Raw genomic sequence first — 19844 nt, 5'->3', positions numbered from 1 at the left:
CGGCTCAGAACTTCATCGGGTCCATGATCGCGTCCAGGTTGAGGTGGTCGCAGAACTCGAGGAAGTCGTCGCGCAGGGCGGCGATGTGCATGTTCGCCGGCACCCCGATCGTCACCTGCGCCGAGAACATCTCCGCGCCGGTCTGCATGGCGCGGTAGCGCGTGCTCTGCAGGTTTTCGATGGTGATGCCCTGGCGGTCGAAGAAATCGGCCAGCTGGAACAGGATGCCCGGTTTGTCGGCGGCGATGACCTCGACGATGTACGGCAGCAGGTTGGACTGCGCCTGCTTGGCGCCGGTGCGGTACCACACCAGCTTCATGCCTTCCTCGCGGTCGAGGCGGGTGAGCATGGCTTCCAGCTTGGCCACCGAGTCCCACGAGCCGGTCGCCAGCGCGGTCACCGACACGTCGCGGCCGACCGTGGCCAGGCGCGCATCGACGAGATTGCAGCCGCTGTCGGCGATACGGCGCGTCACCGGCAACAAGGGCGACTCCGGATGCGTCGTGTAGGCGTTGATCAGGAGGTGATTTTCGGTCGGCGCGGGCCGGGGCGTGGTGTCGGTCAAAGGGGCTTCCGGCATTGCGTAAGGCTGAACGGCATCCGGGCGGTCGCCCGGCACGGTGTGCAGCATACTTGCCCGCGCTTTCGGGCCGCAAGTAACATGCGGGGCGACCCTGCCCCGCGTGCGGGGCCGATCCGTCCACGCAGCCTGCGCGGCCCTCATCCTCCCAGCGAGCACCCGGCATCTTGTCCCTCTCCGGCATCATCACCGCCCTGGCCACGCCCTTTGAGGGCAATGGCGATCTCGACCTCGACGCCTGGCAGCGGCTGCTCAAACGCCAGCTCGACGGCGGCGTGCAGGGGTTGGTGGTGGCCGGATCGACCGGCGAGGCGGCCACGCTGCTGGACGCCGAATACGACCGGATCCTGCGCGAGGCGGTGCAGACGATCGGCGGGCGCGTCCCGGTGCTGGCCGGGACCGGCCTGTCCGGCACCGCCAAGACCGTGGCGCTGACCCGCCGCGCCGCCGCCAACGGCGCGCAGTACGCGCTGGTGGTGACGCCGCCGTACGTGCGCCCGACCCAGGCCGGGCTGATCGCGCATTACACCGAGGTCGCCGAGCAGGGGGGCCTGCCGGTGATGCTGTACAACGTGCCCGGCCGCACCGGCTGCGATCTGCTGCCGGAGACGGTGGCGCAGCTGGCGCAGCACCCGAACATCGTCGGCATCAAGGACGCCAGCAGCGACCCGCAGCGCATCGCCGCGCTCGCGGCCCTGCGCAGCGAGCACTTCGCCGTGTTCAGCGGCGACGACGGCAGCGCCGCGCAGGCGATCCTGGCCGGGTACGACGGACTGATTTCGGTCGCCTCCAATGCCTTGCCGCGCGCCTACCGGCGCCTGTGCGACCTGGCGCGCGCCCGCCAGACCGAGCCCGCGCAGGCATGGGACGCGCGGCTGCAGCCGTTCCATGCCTTCTGCGGCATCGAATCCAACCCGATCCCGGTCAAGGCGCTGCTGCAGCGTGCCGGGATCGGCCAAGGCCTGCGGCTACCGCTGCTGCCGCTGTCCGCGGCGCACCACGCCACGGCCGACCGACTTGCCGCCGACGCTGTCGCGTTGGAAGACCTATCCAGCCGCGAAACGCTCGCGGCCTGACTCCAGGAGATTGATTGATGCGTGCTTCCGTTCCCTACGTCCGCGTGCTGTCGGCCGCCGTGCTGGCGACCACCCTGGTCGCGGCCACCAGCGGTTGCAGCTGGTTCCACAAGGGCAAGCCGCGCGGCGACTACGCGCTGGCGCCCGACATGCGCCCGCTGGAAGTGCCGCCGGATCTGACCTCGCCCGATACCTCGGCGGCGATGAAGGTGCCGGCGCTGGCCTCGGCGCAGCGTCCAGCGGCCCCGGCCGGCCAGGCCCCGGCGGCGTCGAACAGCGGCTTCGTGGTGCCGGGCGCGCGCGACCAGGTGTTCGGCCAGGTCGGCGACGCGCTGGGCGGCATCGAAGGCGTCACCATCGCCAGCCGCGCGCAGCTGCTGGGTTCCTACGACGTGGCCTACGAAGGCAGCAACTTCCTGGTCCGCGTGGTAGCGGTGGATGCCGGCGTGTACGTCTCGGCGGTAGACCCGCGCGGCCTGCCGGCCACCGGCGAAGCGCCGGTCAAGTTGATCGCGGCGCTGAAGGCCAAGCTGGGTCATTGAGCCGGTGCGGGTCCGGCGCGTGCGCCGGATCTGTTGCAGAACGCGAAACGGGCGCCGCAGTGCGCCCGTTTTCGTTCGGCGAGAACGGCGCGGTTTCTTTGCAGATGCAAGGGGCGGCTTTAGCCGGGATGGGCTTGATCGGGATATCCGTCGCGGCTGATCCAGAAAAGGGGACAAGCGCCATTCCTTGCTTCAGCGCGACGCTGCGCGCCGTACCCTCACCCCAACCCCTCTCCCGGAGGGAGAGGGGCTCGCGCTTCTCACTTCTCCCTCTGGGAGAAGGTGCCCCGCAGGGGCGGATGAGGGTCGGGCGAAGCCTCGCGTCCTACGAGGGTGTAACCACCCACGTGCCCGGTCGAGCGGCGGCAACGCGAGTTGTCAGAGGCGCCCTGAAGTCGCAGCTTGTCTCTACGGTTTTGTACGGTCTGGCGGGCGGCGCCTGGGCGGAATCTGCGGCGCGGTCACTTCTGCAGCAGCGGCAGCTTGTTCGGCTTGCCGTCCCACTCGGCGGCGTCGGGCAGCGGTTCCTGGCGCGTGGTCAGCACCGGCCAGGCCTTGGCCAGTTCCGCGTTGAGCGCGACGAAACCTTCCTGGCCGGCCGGCACATCGTCTTCGGGGTAGATGGCGTTGGCCGGGCATTCCGGCTCGCACAGGGTGCAGTCGATGCACTCGTCCGGATCGATCACCAGGAAGTTCGGGCCGGCGTGGAAGCAATCCACGGGGCACACTTCCACGCAGTCGGTGTATTTGCACTTGATGCAGTTTTCGGTGACGACGAAAGGCATGGCTCGATCCGGCGATTAACCCGGTAATTCTAATGCAAAGCGGCTGTCGCCGCCGTGTGTGGGCCGGCTGGGGGCGGCGCGCGACGTGCAGCTCAGCCGGCGAGACCGCCGTGCTGCCGCGCAAGGCGATACAGGCCGCGCGCGGCCAGATCTTCCGGATGGGTGCGCACGCTGCTGCCGAGTGCGACCAATGCATGCGCGTAGCGCGCCAGCAGGCCGCTGCCGCCGACCAGGTGCACCACCGGCGGCAAGGTGGCGTGGGCGCGCAGTTCGTGGCCGATCAGCAGCCCGGACAGGTAGGACGGTGCCGCGGCGCCGCTCAGGCGGTCGAACAGGCCCAGGCTACGCACGCCGAACAGATGGTGCAGCAGGCCGCCGGGATCGCCGCTGCGTTGCACGCCGGCATCGAACGCAGCGGAATCAAAGGCGCCGTCGTCGCTGTCCATCAATCGCGCCAGCAGGCTGTGCGTGCGCAGCAGCGCGTACAGTTCGCCGGTCATCAGCGTCGCCACCGAGGCGATGCGCCCGTCCTGCAGCGTCACCCACTTGCTGTGGGTGCCGGGCAGGCAGACGTGGTGGATGTCGGCCGCATGCGGTTCCTGTGCGAGCAATGCGAGCAGGCCGATCAGTTGGGTCTCCTCGCCGCGCATCACGTCCGGCACGGCATCGGCGTCGCTGGCCACGCCGGGCACGAACCACAGCGTGCGACCGGGCAAGGCCGGATCCTGGAATGGCTGCATCGCCGCGGCCAGCGCGGCGGCGTCGGCCGGGCAGGGCGCGTATGGCAGTTCGATCCAACCGTTGCGGCTGCCGATCATCCCGCACAGGACGACGTCGCCGTCCCAGCCGTCGATCAAGGTGGCCAGGGTCGCGGCGAAGCGGCCCTGGCAGGCGGCGATGCCCTGGTCGCTGCGGCGCTGTTCAAGGATGCTGCCCTCGGCATCGAGCCGATAGCCGCGCAGGCTGCTGGTGCCCCAGTCGACGACGATCATGCGCTGGCGATGCGTCCTTCGGGCAGGCCGGCGATGCCGACCGCGGCCACGAACACGCCGCCGGCCTGCGTCGTGCGCGCCAGCTCGTCGTCGGTGTGGTCCTGCCGCGAGGTGCTCAGGAACAGGGTGCCGCCATCGGCACCGCCCAGGGCGGGGCAGGTGGGATGCTTGACCGGCAGGGCTACGCTGCGCTCGACGCTGCCGTCGGGGCGATAGCGCACCACGCGCCAGGCGCGCCATTGCGCGTTCCACAGGTGGCCTTCGGCGTCGACGATGGCGCCGTCCGGCTCGGCATCGGGGTGATCCAGTTCGGCGAATACGCGGCTGTTGGCGGTGTGCGCGGTGTCCGGGTCGTAGTCGCAGCACAGGATGCGCGGCTGCACCGAGTCGCAGTAGTACAGGGTGCGGCCGTCGGCGCTGAAACAGATCGCGTTGGGGATGGCGACGCCCGGCAGCGGCAGGCGGCGCAGGCCGTGGCGTGCCGACCATTGATAGAAGCTGCCGACCGGCGCCTGGTCGTCGCGTTCGCTCATCGTGCCGAACACGAAGTTGCCGTGGCGGTCGGCGCGGCCATCGTTGCTGCGGGTGTCGTCGCGCTCCGGCTCCACGTCCGCCAGATGCTGCAGCGGCAGCGCGCTGTCGGCCTCGGCGGCGGCGTCCGGATCGGCGACGTACACGCCCTTGGCCAGGGCCAGCAGCAGGCGGCCATCGTCGAACAGGCCCAGGCAGCCGGGGCGGTCGGGCAGGTCCCAATGGCGGCTGACGTTGCTGGCGGGATCGTGGCGCCACAGGCGGCGGCCGCTGATGTCGACCCAGAACAGCACGCCGCGGCGCTCGCACCACAGCATGCCTTCGCCATGCTCACAGCGGCTGTCCACCGCCAGGGTGGCGGTGTGGCGGGGCGGAATGGAAACGTTCATCGGCTCACCACTCGGCGATGCTGCCGTCGGCGTGACGCCAGATGGGGTTGTGCCAGTCGGGTGGGTTGGCGTTGGCATGGCGCAGGCGCTCCTCATCGATCTCGACGCCGAGGCCCGGTTTGGGCAGGGCGGCGATGCTGCCGCCATTGTCGCAGGCGAAGTCGTCCTTGTTGAGCACGTAGTCGAGCAGGTCGGCGCCTTCGTTGTAGTGGATGCCGATGCTCTGTTCCTGCAGCACCGCATTGTGCGAGACGAAATCCACCTGCAGGCAGGCCGCCAGCGCCACCGGGCCGAGCGGGCAGTGCGGCGCCAGGCCGACCTCGTAGGCCTCGGCCATGCTGGCGATCTTCAGGCATTCGGTGATGCCGCCGGCGTGCGAGAGATCCGGCTGCAGCAGCGACAGGCCGCCGGCCTGCAGTACCGGCTTGAAGTCGAAGCGCGAGAACATGCGCTCGCCGGCCGCCAGCGGGATCGGCGTGGACGCGGCCAGCCGCGGGTAGTACTCGGCCTGCTCGGGCAGCACCGGCTCCTCGACGAACAGCGGCTTGAACGGTTCCAGTTCGCGCAACAGCACGCGCGCCATCGGCGCGGCCACGCGGCCATGGAAATCGATGCCGAAATCGATGGCGGTGCCGAACGCCTCGCGGATCTGCGCCACCTTGGCCACCGCCGCGTCCACCGCGCGCGGGCCGTCGATCAGCTTCATTTCCTCGGTGCCGTTGAACTTGAAGGTGTCGAAGCCGAGGTCGCGGTAGCCCTGGATCTGCGCGATGGTCGCCGCGGGACGGTCGCCGCCGACCCAGCGGTAGGTCTTCATGCGGTCGCGCACGCGCCCGCCCAGCAGTTCGTACACCGGCACGCCCAGCGCCTTGCCCTTGATGTCCCACAGCGCCTGGTCGATGCCGGCGATGGCGCTCATCAGGATCGGGCCGCCGCGGTAGAAGCCGCCGCGGTAGAGCATCTGCCAGATGTCGTTGATCCGCGCCGGGTCCTTGCCGATCAGGCTCTCGCCGAGCTCGCGCACCGCGGCCTCGACGCTGCGCGCGCGGCCTTCGATGACCGGCTCGCCCCAGCCGGTGATGCCTTCGTCGGTCTCGACCTTCAGGAACAGCCAGCGCGGCGCGGCGTGGTAGGTGGTGAGGCGGACGATCTTCATGCGCGGTCCAGATAGGCGTGGCGGAAGGCGGCGGCGTGCGCCTGGGTCTGGGTCAGCGGCTGGCCGGGGCGGTACAGCTCGCCACCGATGCCGGCGCCGATCGCGCCGGCGCTCAGGTAGTCGTGCAGGGTCTCGGTGTTGACGCCGCCGACCACGAACAGCGGCACCTGCGCCGGCAGCACCGCGCGCAGGGCGCGCACATGGCCGGGGCCGTAGGTGGCGGCAGGGAACAGCTTGAGCATCTGCGCGCCGGCGTCCAGCGCATCGAACGCCTCGGTGGCGGTGGCGAAGCCGGCCACCACCTGCAGACCGCGCGCCACCGCGTGGCGGATCACCGGCGGGCGCGTGTTGGGGGTGACGATGAAGCGCGCGCCCAGATCGGCCAGCGCGTCGACGTCGCCGATCTGCAGCACGGTGCCGCCGCCGATCCAGCTGCGCTGCCCGAACGCCTGCGCGGCCGGGCCGATGCTGTCGGCCCAGCGCGGCGAATTGAGCGGAATCTCGATCGCGTCGTAGCCGGCGTCGACCAGCGCCCCGACGTGCGCCAGCGCGTCCTCCGGGGTGAGGCCGCGCAGGATCGCGATCAGCGGGAGTCGGAACGGGGAAGCGGCGGACATCGGGGTACCTGGCGGAAGCGGCGTTGAAGGAGGCGCGCGGTCAGCGCGTTGCCGGGTGCGGCCTGGCGGCAAGGCCGCGGTCCGCGCACGCTGCATCGACGCTGGCGCGAACCCGGCTGAATCGGCCTGCCTGCGTTGGCACGGGCGGCGGCGACGCCAGCAGGGGCGCGATGGGCAATAGCCTGCGCGCGTGAGCTATGCTCTGCAAATGAAATTTTAGGCATATTCTATTCCGTCGCCGAATACACGGCGTCGCCCTCAGGATGCCTGCCCACGATGAATGCTGCTGCCAATCCCTGGTTCAATGCCGCGCGCCTGAAGACCCGGCACCTGTTGCTGCTGCTGCAGTTGCACGAACACCGTTCGGTGCTGCGCGCGGCCGAGGCGGCCAGCATGACCCAGCCGGCGGCGTCCAAGCTGCTGGCGGAAATGGAGGACCTGCTGGGGGTGAAGCTGTTCGAGCGCCACGCGCGCGGGGTCGAGCCGACCTGGTACGGACAGGTGCTGATCCGCCGCGCGCGCGCGGCGATGTCGGAGATCGGCCGCGCCCAGGAAGAGATCGCGGCGCTGTGCGAAGGGCGCATGGGTCAGGTCTCGATCGGCACCGTGGTCAATCCGGGCACCAACCTGGTGCCGCAGGCGATCGCCGAGGTCAAGCGCGAGTTCCCCGGCATCCTCGTGCGGGTGGAGATGGACTACAGCCGGCCGCTGGTGGCCAAGCTGCTCGACGGCCAACTCGACATCGTGATCGGGCGCATCCTCGGCCCTTACGGCGCCGAGGCGCTGGAGTTCGAGCCATTGGCCGACGAGCCGCATTCGGTGATCGCCCGCGCGGGCCATCCGCTGTCCACCCGCGCCGACCTGCGCCATGCCGATCTGGCCCGCTACGGCTGGGTGCTGCCGCCGGCCGACAGCGTGCTGCGCGCGCGCCTGGACGCGATGTTCCTGGAGCACGCGGTGCCGGCGCCGCAGAACGTCATCGAGACTTCCTCGCTGCCGGTGATGACCAGCCTGCTGCGCGGCAGCGACCTGCTGGCCGCGCTGCCGGCCGAGGCGGTGGCGCCGTACGTGCAGGCCAAGCTGCTGACGGTGCTGCCGATCACGCTGGGCGTGCGCATGGAATCGTTCGGCATCGTGCGCCGCCGCGACTACCTGTTGCCGCCGGGCGCCGAACGGGTGTTGCTGGCGCTGCGCAACGCCGCCAAGCGGCTGTATCCCGAGCGGGCGGCGAGCGTTTGAACGCGGCCGCAGGCACTGCCCATCGCGCGGACGATTTCGTAGACATGCCGTGGTGCGCATCCCGCTAGTCTGGAATCACATAGCTGGACGGGAATTTTTCATTTGCTTCACGCGAAGTGCATTTCTAGTCTCGGCCGATCGCGTTAGCGACCGACTTGCCACTCTGCGCAGCGGCGCCTTCCGATACGGCAACGGCTGAGACCGACGCCGTCACAACTCGCAGGACGGCGCCCTGGCGCGACCGTCGCCCGTGTCTGTGTGCATGTCTCCTGGGAGGGAAACAGCATGGCATCGCAGCATCCTCGTGGTCCGGCTCTGCCGACCGCAGCGTCACGTCGTCCCCGCGTTTTGCCGCGTTCGCTCATCGCGCTGAGCATCGGCTTGCTGCTCAGCGCACAGGCGCTGGCGCAGGAGGCGGAGCCTGCGACCGCGCAGCCTGCCGCCCGCAAGAAGGGCGACCCCGTGACCCAGCTCGATGCGGTCGAGGTCAAGGGGGTACGCGGTAGCCTGATCAAGTCGCAATCGATCAAGCACGATGCCGAGCAGATCGTCGATTCGGTCAGCGCCGAGGACATCGGCGCATTGCCGGACCGCAGCGTCACCGAAACCCTGCAGCGGGTCAGCGGCGTGACCATCGATCACTTCATGGCGCGCAACGATCCGGACCACTTTTCGGCCGAGGGCAGCGGGGTGATGATCCGCGGCATGACCCAGGTGCGCGGCGAACTCAACGGCCGCGACAGCTTCAGCGCCGCCAGCGGCCGCGGGCTCAGTTTCGAGGACGTGCCGGCCGAACTGATGGCCGGCGTGGACGTGTACAAGAATCCATCGGCGGAAATCATCGAAGGCGGCCTCGGCGGCACGGTCAACCTGCGCACGCGCATGCCGTTCGACCAGCCCGGCCGGGTGATCGGCTTCACCGCCGACGCCAACTACGGCGATCTGAGCAAGACCTACAAGCCGTCCGGCTCGTTCCTGTTCAGCGATCGCTGGACCACCGGCCTCGGCGAGATGGGCCTCATGCTCGACGTGGCGCACTCGGAACTGGCCACGCGCAGCGACGGCATCCAGGTCGAGCCGTTCGTGCGCCGCACCGATCCGGCGCTGCTCGCCGGCACCACCTTCGACAAGGTGTACGTGCCGGGCGGGGTCAACTGGCGGCAGATGGATTTCGAGCGCAAGCGCAAGGGCGTGGCGGCCGCGTTCCAGTGGCGCCCCAGCGACGCCACCGAGCTCTACGTGCAGTACCTGCGCTCGTCCTACGACATGAACTGGCGCGATCGCGCCGCGTTCTTCAACGACGACACCAACGCCATCGTGCCGGCGCCAGGCACCACCTTCACCTACGACAACGAAGGCCGTTTCGTCAGCGGCTCGCCGGTATCCAACTCGTGGCGCGGCAACGTCACCGGCAACGATGGCGTGCGCTTCTACACCGACAACCGCTATGCCCAGCAGAGCACCACCACCTCCGATCTGTCCGGCGGCTTCAGCCATCGCCTGACCGACCGGCTGACCGTGCGTGGCGACATGCAACTGGTGCGCTCGCAGAGCGACGTGCTGGATTTCACCTTGTTCAGTTCGATCTACCTGCCGGGCCTGAACGTGGACCTCGGCGGCCGCTACCCGGCGGTGACCCTGGCCGACCCCGGCTACACCGCCAACCCCTCCAACTATTTCTGGAGCGCGGCGATGGACCACCTGGCGAAGAACCGCGGCCGCGAGCTGGCCACGCGCTTCGACCTGGAATACAGCTACGACGACAACCCGTGGCTGCGCACCTTCCGCGCCGGCATCCGCGCCACCGACCGCACCCAGACCAACAAGAACTCCGGCTACAACTGGGGCGTGATCACCGACAACTGGGCCACCATCCCCGGCACCGCCACCGGCCTGGCCGACCTGGCCAACTACATGACGGCCTCGTCATCGCTGTACACCTACTCGAACCTGTTCCGCGGCAAGGTGAACGTGCCGACGCAATTGGTCTTTCCGCGCAACAGCGCGGTCAAGGACTACGCCGGCACCTCGGCGCTGATCGAGCAGATCGTTGCGCTGCGCGGTTATGGCTGGGCACCGGATCAGTACCAGTTGCAGGACACCAACCGCCAGTTCGAGCGCACCCAGGCGGCGTACATGGTGATGTACTTCGGCAACGACGACGCGCTGGGCGTGCCGATGGACGGCAACATCGGCGTGCGCGTGGTGCAGACCAAGACCGAGGCGGCGGGCTATGGCCAGTATCCGGACCTCTCTGCCACCTCGGCCTCGGGCGATCTCAAGTCCCGGTACTACGGGCAGTACTTCCAGAACTCCGCGCAGAATAGTTACACCGACGTGCTGCCGAGCTTCAACCTGCGCTTCAAGTTCTCCGATGCGCTGCAACTGCGCCTGGCCGCGTCCAAGGCGATGGCGCGACCCGACTACACCCAGTTGCAACCGTATCTGCTGTTGGCTGCCACCATGAACGACGACGGATCGCCGAAGGACTGGACCGGCACCGCCGGCAATCCCAACCTCAAGCCGATGAAGGCCGACCAGTACGACGCGGCGCTGGAGTGGTACTTCGACAGCAGCGACATGATGTACCTGACGCTGTTCTACAAGAGCGTCAAGGACTACTTCTCCAACCAGACCGTCACCGAGAACTACGGCGGCCAGGACTTCCTGGTGACGCGCCCGTACAACATGGACAAGGGCCGCATCCGCGGCTTCGAATACGGCTACACCCAGTTCTTCGATTCGCTGCCGGGCTGGATGAGCGGCTTCGGGGTCAATGCCAACTTCACCTTCGTCGACAGCAGCGGCGGTGTGAACACGGCCACCGATCCGTACACCAAGACCACCGTGACCGGTGTGGCGCTGCCGCTGGAAGGCCTGTCGCGGCGCAGCTACAACCTCGCCGGCATCTACGAGAAGGGGCCGCTGTCGGTGCGCCTGGCCTACAACTGGCGCTCGCGCTACCTGCTCACCGCCAGCGACGTGGCGACCAAGCTGCCGACCTGGTCGGACGACTATGGTCAGCTCGACGGTTCGGTGTTCTACCGCTTCACCCCGCACCTGCAGTTGGGCATCCAGGCCAACAACCTCACCAATTCGGTGACCAAGGTACTGATGGGGCCGACCTCCTACAGCGACGGCGAGGTCGATCCGCGTCTGTACACGCGCAGCTGGTTCGTCAACGATCGCCGTTACTCGCTGGTGCTGCGCGCCAACTGGTAGGCGCTGCGCAGCGTCCGGCACGCGATCCGCCTGCGGCGAGGCGGGCGGCCGCTGCCGGCCTTTCCCCCATGTAGGACCCGCTCATGGCCGCACCCTTGTTCCCCACCGTTCGCCGCCTGGCGCTGCTGGCCCTGGCGCTCGCGTCATGGCCGGCGGCGGCGGAGCTGCAACTACCCTTGCTGTTCGACGACGGCGCGGTACTGCAACGCGATGCGCCGATCCCCGTGTGGGGCTGGGCCACGCCCGGCGCACGCATCCAGGCGCGCCTGGACGGCGCCAGCGCCAGTGCGGTCGCCGGCGCCGATGGCCGCTGGCAGCTGCAGTTGCCGGCGCATGCGGCCGGTGGCCCGTACGTGCTGCAGGTGCAGGGCGACGGCAGTCAGCGCCGCATCGCCGACGTGCTGATCGGCGACGTGTGGCTGGCCAGCGGCCAGTCCAACATGGAGTGGCCGCTGGCGCAGGCGCGCGACGGCGCACGCGAAGTGGCGGCGGCGAAGGATCCGCAACTGCGCAACTTCAAGGTGCCCAAGGCCTGGGCGGCGCAGCCGCAGCCGCGGCTGCCCGGCGGCAACTGGGTCGCGGCCACACCGGCCACCGCGGGCGCGTTCTCGGCGGTGGCGTATTTCTTCGCGCGCGACCTGCGCCAGCACACCGGGGTGCCGATCGGCATCATCGACAGCACTTGGCAGGGCAGCGCGATCGAGGCCTGGATGGACGCGGCCTCGCCGGGAGTGGATGCGGCGCAGGTGCGCATGCGCATCGCGCAGATGCAGGTCAAGGACGCAAAGGAGCTCGGCGAGACCAGGCGGCGCCTGGCGCGCTGGCCGCAGCCGACGGGCGCGCAGGCGGATGCGGGCTGGGCGGCGGCCGACCTGGACGACCGCGACTGGGACCGCCAGCCGCTGCCGGGGCTGTGGGAGCAGCACGGCTACGTCGGCATGGACGGCGTCGCCTGGTATCGCACCACCTTTACCCTGAGCGCGGCCGAGGCCAAGACCGGCGCGGTCGTGGGGATCGGGCCGGCCGACGATGCCGACACCACCTACGTCAACGGCGTCGAGGTCGGCCACACCGAAGGGCGCTACACCGAGCCACGCCGTTACCGCGTGCCGCCAGCGGCGCTACGCGCGGGCGTCAACCACATCGCGATCCGGATCCTGGACACCGGCGGCTTCGGCGGCATTCCCGGCGATGCGGCGGCGTTCTTCGTGCAGCCCGACGGTGGCCAGCCGCGCTCGCTCGCCGGCGACTGGCAGTTCCGTCCCGGCAAGGTCACGCTGGCCGCCAACGACGACAAGAACCAGGTCCCGACCCTGCTGTACAACGCGATGATCCATCCCCTGCAGCCGTTTCCGGTCAAGGGCGTGATCTGGTACCAGGGCGAGAGCAACGCCTACCCGTACGGCGCGATGCGCTACCGCGAGCAGTTCGCGTCGCTGATCGGGCGCTGGCGGCAGGAACGCGCACAGCCGCAACTGCCGTTCCTGTGGGTGCAACTGGCCAACTGGAAGGCCGGCAACGACCAGGGCGACCTGAGCCCGTGGGCGCAACTGCGCGAATCGCAGACCAGGACGCTGGCGCTGCCGGCGACCGGACAGGCGGTGACCATCGACATCGGCATGCCGGACAACATCCATCCCACCAACAAGCAGGACGTGGGCCATCGCCTGGCGCTGGTGGCGCGGCATGTGGCCTACGGCGAAACGCTGGTCTACAGCGCGCCGGTGTTCGCGCGCGCCACGTTCGCCGACGGCCAGGCGCGGGTGATGTTCGACCTGATGGGCAGTGCGCTGGCGGTGCGCGGCGGCGGCAACGTGGTGCGCGGCTTCGCCCTGGCCGGTGCCGATCACCGCTTCCATCCGGCGCAGGCGCGCATCGAAGGCGACCAGGTCGTGGTCCACAGCGACGAGGTGCCGCAGCCGCAGGCGCTGCGCTACGCCTGGAGCGAGAACCCCGAGGATGCCAACCTGGTCAACCGCGAGCAGTTGCCGGTGGGCCCGTTCCGCACCGACAGCTGGTGAGGCAGGGCACGCGCCACGTGGGAGGCACCGGATCGCGGCTGCGCGCCGCGCGTTGCGGATGGGGGCTGCAGTGCCTGCTGTCGTTGCTGCTGGCCGCCTGCCAGGCCGCGCCGGATGCACCGCCGGCCCATGCGCGCGCTGCGGCCGCCACCACTGCGCCATCGGCGCCGGCACAGGTACCGATCCCGCGTCTGGTCAGCAGCGACGGCCGTCATGCGCTGCTGGTCGACGGCGCGCCATTCCTGATCCTCGGCGCGCAGGTCAACAATTCCAGCAACTATCCTGCGGCGCTGACGCAGGTGTGGCCGGCGATCCGTGCGCTGGGGCCGAACACCGTGCAGGTGCCCATCGCCTGGGAGCAGGTGGAACCGGAAGAGGGCCGTTTCGATTTCTCCTTCGTCGACACGCTGCTGGCGCAGGCGCGCACGCAGCGGGTGCGGCTGGTGCTGCTGTGGTTCGGCACCTGGAAGAACAACGGCCCCAACTACGCGCCGCACTGGGTCAAGACCGACGATGCGCGTTTTCCGCGCGTGGTCACGCGCGACGGGCGGCGTCTTGGCTCGCTGTCGCCGCTGGCGGCGGCCACGCTGGAGGCCGACCGCAAGGCCTTCGTCGCTTTCATGCGGCACCTGCGCCAGGCCGATCCGCAGCGCACGGTGATCATGGTGCAGGCGGAGAACGAGCCGGGCACCTACGGTAGCGCGCGCGACTTCTCGCCGATGGCGCAGCGCGTGTTCGACGGCCCGGTGCCGCCGGACCTGCTGCAGCGGCTCGGCAAGCCGCCGGGCAGCTGGGCGCAGGTGTTCGGTGCCGATGCCGACGAGATCTTCCACGCCTGGCACATCGCCCGCTTCATCGACCGCGTCGCCGAGGCCGGCAAGGCCGCATATCCCTTGCCGATCTACGTCAACGCGGCATTGCGCGGCCCATTCAATCCCGGCCAGCCCGGGCAATACGCCAGCGGGGGTCCCACCGACAACGTGCTGGACGTGTGGAAGGCGGCGGCGCCGCACATCGATCTGCTGGCGCCGGACATCTACATGCCGGAGTACCCGCTGTACACCACGGTGCTGCAGCGCTATGCGCGGGTGGACAACGCGCTGTTCGTCGCCGAGACCGGCAACCGCCCCGAGTACGCGCGTTATCTGTATGCGGCGCTGGGCCACGACGGCATCGGCTGGTCGACCTTCGGCATCGACTACAGCGGCTACTCCAACTATCCGCTCGGTGCCAAACGCGTGGACGCGCAGGCGCTGGCGCCGTTCGCGCTGGGCTACCGCGCCGTGGGCATGGGCATGCGCGTGTTTGCTCGAGCCGCGGCTGCGGGCAAGCTGCACGGCACCGCCGAGGCGCCAGGCCAAGCGGTACAGGAACTGCCGCTCAATGCCCGCTGGAGTGCCACCATCACCTACGGCGTGCCGCAGTTCTGGTTCCAGGGCACGCCGCCCGGCAATCCCACGCCGATCGGCGCGGCGCTGATCGCCGAACTCGGGCCGGACACTTTCCTGATCACCGCCCAGCACGCGCGGGTGACCCTGCATCCGGCCAGCGCGGCGACCGCCAACATGCTCTACGACCGGGTCGAGGAGGGCGTCTACGAGGGCGAACACTGGCGGTTCCGGCGCAACTGGAACGGCGACCAGACCGATTACGGGCTCAACTTCTCCGACGTGCCGCAGTTGCTGCGCGTCACGCTGGCGACCTACTGACGACGCGGCGGCGCCCGTGGCGCCGTGCTGCGTGACCATCCAAGGGAGTGAACATGCACAACGCGAACCGTCACCTGCCGCCATCGTTGCCACGCCTGTTGCTGCTGTCGCTATCGCTTGTCACCGCGTCCGCCGCTGCGCAGCAGGTGACCCGCGATGCCGATGGCGTCACCGTGCATCCCAGCGCCAAGGGCGCGGCGCCGGTGCGGCTGCAGGTGATCGACCGCGGCATCGTCCGGGTCAGTGCCGATCCGACCGGCGCGTTCCAGCGCACGCCCAGCCTGATGCGGGTGCCGGTGCAGGGCGACACCGGCTTTACGCTGGAGCAACACGGCGAGACGGTGCAACTCAAGACCGCCAGGCTGAGCGCGCAGGTATCCACCGTCGACGGCCATGTCGGCTTCGCCGATGCGCAGGGCGCGCCCTTGCTGGCGGAAGTGGCCGGCGGGCGCAGCTTCGCGCCGCTGCAGGTCGAAGGGCGCGACTACCTGAGCGTGCGCCAGCGCTTCGTCTCGCCGCGCGACGAGGCCTTCTACGGGTTCGGACAGCACCAGCAGGGCTGGATGAACCAGAAGGGCCACGACATTGAGCTGCTGCAGAGCAATCTCGACATGGCGGTGCCGTTCCTGGTCTCCAGCCGCAACTACGGCATCCTCTGGGACAACAATGCGATCACCCGCTTCGGCGATCCGCGCGGGCTGCAGCCGCTGCCGGCGTCGCTGCGCCTGTATGACGCGCAAGGCAAGCCCGGCGCGCTCACCGCGCACTACGCGATCGACGGCGCGCTGGTACTGGAGCGCCGCGAGCCCGATATCGACTACCAGTACATCAAGGACCTGGCGAGGTTTCCCGCCGCGGCCAAGCCCGGCGACAAGCGCCGCGTCCAGGTGCGCTGGGAAGGCCAGATCGAGGCCGAGCGCGGCGGTACGCACACCTTCTCGCTGTATGCCAGCGAATACGCCCGGCTGTGGGTCGACGGCAAGCTCCTCGTCGACCGCTGGCGACAGAACTGGAACCCCTGGCACCACGAGTTCGCGTTGCAGCTGCAGCCGGGCCAGCGGCATACCCTGAAGGTCGAGTGGGACCTGATCGACCCCAGCTACATCGCGCTGCTGCATCGCGACCCGCTCCCGGCGGCCGAAGCCGGCGACCTGTCGCTGTGGTCCGAAGCGGGGCAGATGATCGACTACTACGTGGTTGCCGGCGACAACGCCGACCAGGTCATCGCCGGCTACCGGCAACTGACCGGCAAGGCGGTGTTGCTGCCGAAGTGGGCCTACGGCTTCTGGCAGAGCCGCGAGCGCTACAAGACCCAGGACGAATTGCTCGGCGCGCTGGCCGAATACCGCCGGCGCCAGCTGCCGATCGACAACATCGTGCTCGACTGGTCGTACTGGCCGGAGAACGCCTGGGGCTCGCACGACTTCGACCGCAGCCGTTTCCCCGATCCGGACGGCATGGTCAAAACGGTGCACGCCAGCCATGCGCAGCTGATGATTTCGGTCTGGCCGAAGTTCTACCCGGCCACCGCCCACTACAAGGAACTGGACGCGGCCGGGCACATCTACCGGCGCAACGTCGCCGTGGGCGAACTGGACTGGATCGGCAAGGGCTACACCAACGCCTTCTACGACCCGTACGCGGCCGACGCACAGGCGATCTACTGGCGGCAGATCGACGAAAAGCTCAACCGCAAGGGCATCGACGCCTGGTGGCTGGACGCCGACGAACCCGACGTGCACTCGAACCTGGATATCGCCGAGCGCAAGGCGCGCACCACGCCGACCGCGCTGGGGCCGTCCACCGAGTTCTTCAATTCCTATCCGTTGCCGCACACCCACGGCGTCTACGCCGGCGATCGCGCCGCCGATGGCAAGCGCGTGTTCATCCTGTCGCGCAAGGGCTACGCCGGCATCCAGCGCAACGCCGTGGCGGTGTGGAGCGGCGACATCGCCTCGCGCTGGGAGGACATGCGCGAGCAGATCTCCGCCGGCGTCAACGTGTCGATGTCGGGCCTGCCGAACTGGACCTTCGACATCGGCGGCTTCGCCGTGGAGAAGCGCTACGAACGCCAGGATCCGGCGCATCTGCCCGAGTGGCGCGAGCTCAACACGCGCTGGTTCCAGTTCGGCGCCTTCGTGCCGCTGTTCCGCTCGCACGGCCAGTTCCCGTACCGCGAGATCTGGAACATCGCGCCGGAAGGCACGCCGTACTACGCCAGCATGGCCTACTACAGCCGCCTGCGCTACGCGCTGCTGCCCTACATCTACACGCTCGCCGGCGACACCTACCACCACGACGGGGTGATGATGCGCGGCCTGCCGATGGACTTCCCGCACGACCCCAAGGTTGCCGACATCGACGACGAGTACCTGTTCGGACCGGCGTTCCTGGTGGCGCCGGTGACGCGCTTCGGCGCAACCTCGCGCAAGGTCTACCTGCCGGCGGGCACCGACTGGATCGACTTCAATAGCGGCACGCGCCACGCCGGCGGCCAGACCATCGACGCCGCCGCGCCGCTGCAGCGCATGCCGCTGTTCGTGCGCGCCGGCGCCATCGTGCCGATGACCTCCGTGCAGCAGTACGTCGACCAGATCCCGGATGCGCCGCTGACCGTGGTGGTCTACACCGGCGCCGACGGCCGCTTCTCGCTGTACGAGGACGATGGCACCGGCTATGGCTACGAGAAGGGCGAGTTCAGTCGCATCCCGCTGCAGTGGGACCAGGCCAGCGGCGTGCTGCGTATCGGCGCGCGCGAGGGCCGCTGGCCGGGCATGCAGGCACGGCGCAGCATCCATGTGCGCTTCGTCGATGGTCCGCGCGCGGATGCCGGTGCGCTCGAACCCAAGGCCGACGCGAGCGTGGAGTACAGCGGCCAGCCCCTGGAAGTGTCGCGCAGCGGCACCGGCCATGCCACCGCGGCGCAGGCCGGATGAGCCTGGGGCGACACACGAGGGATTGCCAAGGCCGATTGCCGCATGCCGGCAGTCGTGGCGTACGGCGTGGATCGCGATGCAGCGAAGCGCATGCTCCAACGCAAGGGCGTCGTCCTGGCGATGGCAAGGAAATAGCCGCGGCGCGTTCTAGCCCCTCTCCCCTCGGGAGAGGGGTTGGGGTGAGGGTACGGAGCGAAGCCCTGGTGCCAACAACCAGCGCAAGTCGTTACCTGACGCTGGCTACGCCCGTACCCTCATCCGCCCCTGCGGGGCACCTTCTCCCGGTGGAAGAAGGGAGACGCGTCCCGTCGTCTCCTAGACCTGACTGCATCCCAACCCCATCCGCCGCGATCTTGCAGTGCAGCACGCATCGCGCTGGCCTGACGCGATGGTGGCCGGCATCATGCGCGACGGAACCACAGGCGCCTCGCGCACTACACTCTGCCCCTGGCGCGCCATCCGCGTGCGCCGACCTTTCTTCTGGAGCGACGATGGAATTGGCGGTGCGCAAGACCTGGCGGGTGCGGCAATGAGTCTGTACATCGGCCTGGACGTGGGGACGCAGAGCGTCAAGCTGCTCGCCTACGATGCCGACAGCAGGCAGGTGGTGGCCACCCACGGCCACGCGCTGGAACTGATCAGCCGTGACGACGGCACCCGCGAGCAGCAGGCGCAGTGGTGGATCGACGGCATCGTCGCCTGCTTCGCCGCGCTGAGCGCCGAACAGCGGGCGCAGGTGCGGGCCATCGCGGTGTCCGGGCAGCAGCACGGCTTCGTGCCGCTGGATGCCCAGGGCCAGGTCACCGCGCCGGTGAAGCTATGGTGCGACACCAGCACCCAGCGCGAGTGCGAGGAGATCATGGACGCGGTCGGCGGCGCGCAGCGCTGCGTGGAACTGGCCGGCAACCCGATCCTGGCCGGCTACACCGCCTCCAAGCTGCCGTGGACGCGCAAGCATCGCCCCGACGCCTACGCGGCGATGACCTCGGTACTGCTGCCGCACGACTACATCAATTTCTGGCTCACCGGCGAGCGCTATGCCGAGGTCGGCGACGCCTCCGGCAGCGGCTGGCTGGACGTGCGCACGCGGCAGTGGTCGGAGCCACTCCTGCAGGCCATCGATCCGCAGCGCGACCTGGCCGCGGCGCTGCCGCCGCTGGTGCCGACCGAGACCAGTTTCGTCCTGTCTGCCGCCGCGGCGCAGACGCTGGGCCTGCCGCGCGAGGTGCGGGTGGCCACCGGCGGCGGCGACAACATGATGGCGGCGATCGGCACCGGCAATGTGGTGCCCGGACGCCTGAGCATGAGCCTGGGCACCTCGGGCACGCTGTTCGCCTATGCCGAGCGCCCGGTGGTGGACCCCGACGCGCGCTGGGCCGCGTTCTGCTCCTCCAGCGGCGGCTGGCTGCCGCTGATCTGCACCATGAACTGCACCGTCGCCACCGAGACCATCGCGCGCCTGTTCGGCATCAAGACCGGGCAGGGCGAGGCCTTGCTCGCCGCCACCGAGCCCGGTGCCGACGGACTGGTGCTGCTGCCGTTCTTCAACGGCGAACGCACCCCGAACCTGCCGGCCGCGCGCGGTTGCCTGACCGGCATGGATCTGCACAACAGCACGCCGGCGCATTTCTATCGCGCGGCGATGGAGGGCGCCAGCTACAGCCTGCGCAATGGCTTCGACGCCTTCGTCGATGCCGGGCTGCACTTCGATGCGATCTCTCTGACCGGCGGCGGCAGCAACAGCGCCGGCTGGCGCCAGCTCATCGCCGACCTGTTCGGGCTGCCGGTGCACGTGCCGGCGCAGGCGGAGGGCGCGGCGTTCGGCGCCGCGCTGCAGGCGCTGTGGGCCGACGGCTGGGCGCAGGGCGAGCGCGCCAGCCTGGCCGAGGTGGTGCTGCAGCACCAGCAGGACGACGCCTCGCGTTCCGCGCAGCCGGATGCGCAGCGCGGCGCGCAGTATCAAGCGCACTACCAGACCTTCCAGCGGCATCTGCAGGCCATCGGCCCGCTGTACGCCGCGTGATTTCCCTTCCCCCGCAACGCACCAGG

The 19844-nt window shown here is 69.4% G+C and carries 14 protein-coding genes; 8 read left to right on the top strand and 6 right to left on the bottom strand.

The genetic code is table 11. The annotated features are described in order from the left end of the window. Positions 1-4: 4 nt before the first annotated feature. Complete coding sequence (locus tag GGR66_RS09525) at positions 5-580, bottom strand: glycine cleavage system protein R (protein WP_087943489.1); 576 nt, start codon at positions 578-580, stop codon at positions 5-7. A 167-nt stretch (positions 581-747) separates the two neighbouring features. Between GGR66_RS09525 and dapA the strand changes: the two genes are divergently transcribed. Together dapA and GGR66_RS09515 are read left to right on the top strand one after the other, a co-directional pair. After that, complete coding sequence (gene dapA, locus GGR66_RS09520; protein WP_184448059.1) at positions 748-1656, top strand: 4-hydroxy-tetrahydrodipicolinate synthase; 909 nt, start codon at positions 748-750, stop codon at positions 1654-1656. 17 nt (positions 1657-1673) lie between these two features. Continuing rightward, the gene (locus GGR66_RS09515) at positions 1674-2198 is read left to right on the top strand and encodes a hypothetical protein (RefSeq protein ID WP_048489026.1); all 525 of its coding nucleotides are present in this window, start codon (positions 1674-1676) and stop codon (positions 2196-2198) included. 461 nt (positions 2199-2659) lie between these two features. On the opposite strand, the gene fdxA is transcribed toward GGR66_RS09515, so the two are convergent. The 5 genes from fdxA to GGR66_RS09490 form a co-directional block, all read right to left on the bottom strand. Continuing rightward, positions 2660-2983, bottom strand: a complete 324-nt coding sequence (fdxA, locus tag GGR66_RS09510) for a ferredoxin FdxA (RefSeq protein ID WP_017909525.1) — start codon at positions 2981-2983, stop codon at positions 2660-2662. Positions 2984-3075: 92 nt separating this feature from the next. Next, positions 3076-3975: a 2-dehydro-3-deoxygalactonokinase gene (locus GGR66_RS09505; protein WP_184448058.1), complete on the bottom strand. Its 900-nt coding sequence runs from the start codon at positions 3973-3975 to the stop codon at positions 3076-3078. Beyond that, positions 3972-4895 carry an SMP-30/gluconolactonase/LRE family protein gene (locus GGR66_RS09500; RefSeq protein ID WP_184448057.1) on the bottom strand — a complete coding sequence of 308 codons (924 nt, stop codon included), beginning with the start codon at positions 4893-4895 and terminating at the stop codon, positions 3972-3974. The genes GGR66_RS09505 and GGR66_RS09500 overlap by 4 nt, the downstream gene beginning before the upstream one ends. A 4-nt stretch (positions 4896-4899) precedes the next feature. Further along, positions 4900-6051, bottom strand: a complete 1152-nt coding sequence (gene dgoD, locus GGR66_RS09495; protein WP_160946586.1) for a galactonate dehydratase — start codon at positions 6049-6051, stop codon at positions 4900-4902. After that, on the bottom strand, positions 6048-6668 hold the full coding sequence (locus GGR66_RS09490) for a 2-dehydro-3-deoxy-6-phosphogalactonate aldolase (RefSeq protein ID WP_184448056.1): 621 nt from the start codon (positions 6666-6668) through the stop codon (positions 6048-6050). Before GGR66_RS09490 ends, dgoD begins: the two co-directional genes overlap by 4 nt. A gap of 276 nt (positions 6669-6944) precedes the next feature. Here GGR66_RS09490 and GGR66_RS09485 point away from each other — a divergent pair, with 276 nt between their 5' ends. The 6 genes from GGR66_RS09485 to xylB all read left to right on the top strand — a co-directional run bounded on the left by GGR66_RS09485 (position 6945) and on the right by xylB (position 19818). Continuing rightward, positions 6945-7907, top strand: a complete 963-nt coding sequence (locus tag GGR66_RS09485) for a LysR substrate-binding domain-containing protein (RefSeq protein WP_160969612.1) — start codon at positions 6945-6947, stop codon at positions 7905-7907. Between the two features lie 285 nt (positions 7908-8192). Next, positions 8193-11129: a TonB-dependent receptor gene (locus tag GGR66_RS09480; RefSeq protein WP_184448055.1), complete on the top strand. Its 2937-nt coding sequence runs from the start codon at positions 8193-8195 to the stop codon at positions 11127-11129. 83 nt (positions 11130-11212) lie between these two features. Next, positions 11213-13150: a sialate O-acetylesterase gene (locus tag GGR66_RS09475; RefSeq protein ID WP_184448054.1), complete on the top strand. Its 1938-nt coding sequence runs from the start codon at positions 11213-11215 to the stop codon at positions 13148-13150. A gap of 17 nt (positions 13151-13167) precedes the next feature. Continuing rightward, the gene (locus GGR66_RS09470; protein WP_326520969.1) at positions 13168-14859 is read left to right on the top strand and encodes a DUF5597 domain-containing protein; all 1692 of its coding nucleotides are present in this window, start codon (positions 13168-13170) and stop codon (positions 14857-14859) included. A 53-nt stretch (positions 14860-14912) separates the two neighbouring features. Further along, entirely contained in the window at positions 14913-17795 is a 2883-nt protein-coding gene (locus GGR66_RS09465; RefSeq protein WP_184448053.1) for a TIM-barrel domain-containing protein, read from the top strand. A 529-nt stretch (positions 17796-18324) separates the two neighbouring features. Further along, complete coding sequence (gene xylB / locus GGR66_RS09460; RefSeq protein ID WP_184448052.1) at positions 18325-19818, top strand: xylulokinase; 1494 nt, start codon at positions 18325-18327, stop codon at positions 19816-19818. The last annotated feature ends 26 nt before the right edge of the window (positions 19819-19844 follow it).

Origin of the sequence: Xanthomonas sp. 3498, assembly GCF_014199795.1 — a bacterium.
Lineage (GTDB): Bacteria > Pseudomonadota > Gammaproteobacteria > Xanthomonadales > Xanthomonadaceae > Xanthomonas_A > Xanthomonas_A rydalmerensis.
This window is presented reverse-complemented; position numbering and strand designations above follow the sequence as displayed.

Bases quoted from the DNA above. Each gene is read 5' to 3' on its own strand.
- GGR66_RS09475 (WP_184448054.1), top strand. From the start codon at position 11,213: ATGGCCGCACCCTTGTTCCCCACCGTTCGCCGCCTGGCGCTGCTGGCC.
- GGR66_RS09500 (WP_184448057.1), bottom strand. From the start codon at position 4,895: ATGAACGTTTCCATTCCGCCCCGCCACACCGCCACCCTGGCGGTGGAC.
- GGR66_RS09505 (WP_184448058.1), bottom strand. From the start codon at position 3,975: ATGATCGTCGTCGACTGGGGCACCAGCAGCCTGCGCGGCTATCGGCTC.
- GGR66_RS09465 (WP_184448053.1), top strand. From the start codon at position 14,913: ATGCACAACGCGAACCGTCACCTGCCGCCATCGTTGCCACGCCTGTTG.
- xylB (WP_184448052.1), top strand. From the start codon at position 18,325: ATGAGTCTGTACATCGGCCTGGACGTGGGGACGCAGAGCGTCAAGCTG.
- GGR66_RS09525 (WP_087943489.1), bottom strand. From the start codon at position 580: ATGCCGGAAGCCCCTTTGACCGACACCACGCCCCGGCCCGCGCCGACC.
- GGR66_RS09515 (WP_048489026.1), top strand. From the start codon at position 1,674: ATGCGTGCTTCCGTTCCCTACGTCCGCGTGCTGTCGGCCGCCGTGCTG.
- GGR66_RS09485 (WP_160969612.1), top strand. From the start codon at position 6,945: ATGAATGCTGCTGCCAATCCCTGGTTCAATGCCGCGCGCCTGAAGACC.
- GGR66_RS09490 (WP_184448056.1), bottom strand. From the start codon at position 6,668: ATGTCCGCCGCTTCCCCGTTCCGACTCCCGCTGATCGCGATCCTGCGC.
- fdxA (WP_017909525.1), bottom strand. From the start codon at position 2,983: ATGCCTTTCGTCGTCACCGAAAACTGCATCAAGTGCAAATACACCGAC.
- dgoD (WP_160946586.1), bottom strand. From the start codon at position 6,051: ATGAAGATCGTCCGCCTCACCACCTACCACGCCGCGCCGCGCTGGCTG.
- GGR66_RS09480 (WP_184448055.1), top strand. From the start codon at position 8,193: ATGGCATCGCAGCATCCTCGTGGTCCGGCTCTGCCGACCGCAGCGTCA.